The 4,164-nt window shown below is 68.7% G+C and carries 2 protein-coding genes; both read right to left on the bottom strand.

The window, feature by feature from the left end:
* Window positions 1-33: 33 nt before the first annotated feature.
* Window positions 34-3,291, bottom strand: a complete 3,258-nt coding sequence (locus HGO92_RS22920; protein WP_169998991.1) for a beta-phosphoglucomutase family hydrolase — start codon at window positions 3,289-3,291, stop codon at window positions 34-36.
* A 1-nt stretch (window position 3,292) separates the two neighbouring features.
* The coding region (locus HGO92_RS22915; RefSeq protein ID WP_502305995.1) for a phosphoketolase family protein at window positions 3,293-4,164 on the bottom strand (872 nt) is incomplete at its 5' end.

The following is a 4,164-nucleotide window of genomic DNA, read 5'->3' as shown; positions in this document are numbered from 1 at the left end:
CCCCGTATCCGTTGACGGCCACTCTGGTCTTGCTCATGGGCTTGTCCTTCCTGATTGCGGTTGCGTTGTTGGTTTTGTGGTTGGTGCCGGCCCGGATAGTCCCGGTGTTGAGGCTACGGGGAAATTCCTTTCGTCACCGCCGGCGAGCAGCGCGTAGTTTCCTGCGACGCCGATCCGGACGGCGGGCGCGGTGCAGGGCTGCAGCCGGATCCGGAGGTGTTCTGTGTCCAGGTGCACGTCGATGCGGTGCCCCCGGTACTGGACCTGGAATCCGGCTGTTCCCAGGTGGGCGGGCAGCCGGGGAGCGAAGGTCAGCGCGTCGGCCTCGGTTTGCAGGCCGGCAAAGGAGCGGATAACAATGTCGACCGTCCCGGACATGGCGCCCAAATGGATTCCCTCGCGCGTGGTGCCGCCCTGGGTGTCATCCAGATCGGCGATCAGGGCTTCGCGGAAGACCTGCCAGGCCCGGGATGCGTCAAACCGGGAGAGCACCGAGGCATGCACCACACGGCTGAGCGTGGAACCCTCTGCCGTGCGGGAGAGGTAGTAATCCACCGTGCGCTCCAGGTCCTCTTCGGTGGCCGGATAGCCGAGCCGGCGCAGCTGGCCGGTCACGCCGGCGGGCCCGAGAAGATAGAGGAGCATCAGCACGTCGGCCTGCTTGGCCAGCTTGTACCGGTTGGTGGCATCGTTTTCGGCTTCGAGGATCAAATCGAGGCGCCCGATGTTGCCGTACCTGGCGCGGTAACGCGGCCAGTCCAGTTCGAGCAGGTCCTCGTACCCGTCGAACTGGCTGATGACGCCGTCAGCATGGAAGGGGACGGCGAGCCTGGAACCGAGCCGGGACCAGCGGCTGATCTCCTCCGGACTGATGTGCAGCCGGTCGGCGAGATCGTCGCCGGGGTGGCCTGCCAGTTCCCGCAGCACGTCGGCAGCGCGGTCGCAGACCCAGGAGAGCAGGACATTGGTGTAGGCGTTGTCGCGTAAACCGGCCCCGGGCGCGTCGGGGTAGCCGTCGTGGTACTCGTCCGGTCCCATCACGCCGGCGATGTGGTACCTGTCCTCGGCCGCGTCGAAGGTGGCCAGGGAGGCGAACATCCGGGTCACCTCGATGATCAGTTCCGCGCCGCGCGCGGCCAGCCAGTCGCGGTCGCCCGTAACCTGGAAGTACTGCCAGGCGTTGTAGGCGACGGCGAGTCCGACGTGGCGCTGGCGGCTGGAGTTATCCGGCATCCACCGGGCCGAGCGGGGGTTGTACAGCTGCCGGGGCGTTTCCTCCCGTCCGTCGCTGCCGCTCTGCCAGGGGAACAGGGCGCCGTTGAGGCCTTGGGCGCGGGCGGCGGCACGGGCGGCGTCCAGTCGGCGCCAGCGGTACTCCAGCAGGGCCCGGCTGACCTCGGGCAGCCGCAGTCCGGTGACGGGCAGGACGAACAGCTCGTCCCAGAAGACGTGCCCGCGGTAGCCTTCCCCGTGCAGGCCACGTGCCGGCACGCCGGCATCCAGGGCGGCAGTATGCCCGGAAATTGCCTGCAGCAGGTGGAACACGTGCAGGTTGAGCACCAGCCGGGACTGCCGGTCCGCGTCAAGGTCAATCCCGAACCGGTCCCACAGCCGGCGCCAGGCAGCCTCGTGGTCCTTGAGCAGCGCACCGAAGCCGGTGTCGTGCCGGGCAAGCTGCGTCAGGGCTCCAGCCCCGGGAGCGGAGATGGCATGATCCCGGGAGGTGGCCAGGGCCACGGTCCGGGTCATGGCGGCGGACTGTCCGTCGGCCAACCGGAGATCGAATTGCCGCCCGTATCGTCCGCCGCCGTGCTCGGCGTCGCGCGGCGTGACCGCCGGGCCGCCGGCGAACACGGTCCGGACGGCGAGGGCAATGCTTATCCGGCTCTGGTTTGTCACCACTTCGCACAGGACGGTGCTGCCGTCCGTCTCGGTGAATACCGGATCAGTCAAATGCATCTGGCCGGTGCCGGCGTAGTCGCGGACGTTGGTGTTGGCGACCTCGGCGTCGATGCCCGTCCGGAGGCTCACGGTGCCGTTGAAGCCACGGGCCGTCAGGGTCGTCTCAAGCGCCGCCAGGTGGGGATTGTCCATCGAGACCAGCCGCCGCTGCACGACGGTGAGCCGTTCGCCCTCCGGTCCGGTGAGGGTGGCACGGCGGGTCAGCACCCCCCGGCGCAGGTCGAGTTCGCTGCGCTCCGCCAGGACGTCCAGGTCTCCGCTGGACCACCAGGGCCCGCCGCCGATGCGGACGTCGACCGGCAGCCAGTTGGGGACATTGACCAGGTGCTCTTCTTCCAGCTCTCGGCCGTGGATAATCCCCACAGTCCGGTTGTAGACCCCTGCCAGGTAGGTCCCGGGATAGTGGGTCCCGTCATCGCTGTGCTCCGGGCGCGCGCCGCGGGTGGCCATGTACCCGTTGCCCAGGGCGGTCAGGGCCTCCCGGTGGCTCTCATGCGCCGGGTCGAATCCCTCGTAGACCAGCCTCCAGGGATGGGTCCGTGAGGCACCCAAATCCAGCTGGCCGACGTCGCCCAGGACGACGTCGGCGCCCGCGGCCTCCAGCTGCTCCCGGTACCCGGCGCGGTCGATCCCGACCACCAGTCCGAAACCGCCGCCGCGGCCGGCCCGGACCCCGGCCACGGCATCCTCGATCACCACGGCACGCTGAGGCGGCACGCCGAGCCGGCAGGCCGCCTCCAGGAACATCGCCGGATCCGGCTTGCCGGGCAAACCCTGATCCGCAGCCACCTGGCCGTCGACGATCACGTCGAACGCCGGCTCCAGGCCCGCGGCCTCCAGCAGGGCCTGCGCGTTGCGGCTGGCCGTGACGAGAGCGACAGGTATGCCGCCGTCGCGCAGCCGTGCCAGCAGCGCGACGGTGCCGGGGTAGGCGCTGACGCCGTCCCGGGCCAGCGCGGCCAGGAACAGGTCATTCTTGCGGGCACCCAGACCGGTAACGGTCCAGGCACCCGGTCCGTCCTCCGCGCTCCCTGCGGGAAGCCGGATGTCGCGGGAGGCCAGGAAGGCGCGGATGCCGTCTTCGCGGCTCCGCCCGTCCACGTAAAGCCGGTAGTCCCGGTCTGCGTCGAACGGGGCAGTGTCCGCTCCCACGCCGGAGCTCGGGTCAGCCAGGACGGAGTCGAAGAGCTCCTTCCAAGCCGCCGCATGCACACTGGCGGTCCGGGTGACGACCCCGTCCATGTCGAAGAGCACCGCGTCATAGGGCAGTGCGGTGTGGTGCGCGGGGGGCTGGGGCGGGTGTAGTCCGCCGGGCCGGACGGAGGTCATGCTAAACGGGTTCCTCTCGCGCTTCATCGGCCGGCCGGTTGGCGGGACCTGGCTTGGCCGTCCATTGCCAGTTCCTGATTTCGGGCATGTCTTCGCCGTGGGCGCGGATGTACTGGCGGTGCTCGATGAGCTTGTTTTTCAGCTCCTCGCGCACGTGCGCCGAGATGTCCTTGAGCCGCGGCACCCGGTCGATGACGTCGATGGCCAGGTTGAACCGGTCGATCTCGTTGAGCACGCACATATCGAACGGTGTCGTGGTCGTGCCTTCCTCCTTGTAGCCGCGGACGTGGAAGTTGCCGTGGTTGGTGCGCCGGTAGGTGAGGCGGTGAATCAGCCACGGGTAGCCGTGGTAGGCGAAGATCACCGGTTTGTCCGTGGTGAACAGGGCGTCGAACTCACGGTCCGCCAGGCCGTGCGGGTTCTCGGCGTCGTCCTGCAGCCGCAGCAGGTCCACGACGTTGACCACCCGGATGGCCAGGTCCGGGAACCGGGAGCGCAGGATGTCCGCGGCGGCCAGGGTTTCCATCGTCGGCACGTCCCCGGCGCAGCCCATCACCACATCGGGTTCGGCATCGGAATCTGTGCTGGCCCAGTCCCAGATGCCGATGCCCTTGGTGCAGTGCACGATGGCGTCGGCCATGTCCAGGTACTGCAGCTGCGGCTGCTTGCCGGCCACGATGACGTTGACGTACTGGCGGCTGCGCAGGCAGTGGTCGGCCACGGACAGCAGGGTGTTCGCGTCCGGGGGCAGGTAGACCCGGATGACGTCGGACTTCTTGTTGATCACATGGTCGATGAAGCCCGGGTCCTGGTGGGAGAAACCGTTGTGGTCCTGCCGCCAGACGTGGGAGGTCAACAGGTAGTTCAGGGAGG

The organism is Crystallibacter degradans (assembly GCF_012952295.1).
Classification (GTDB): domain Bacteria; phylum Actinomycetota; class Actinomycetes; order Actinomycetales; family Micrococcaceae; genus Crystallibacter; species Crystallibacter degradans.
The sequence above is the reverse complement of the archived record's forward strand: the minus strand, read 5'-3'. Positions and strand labels throughout refer to the sequence as shown.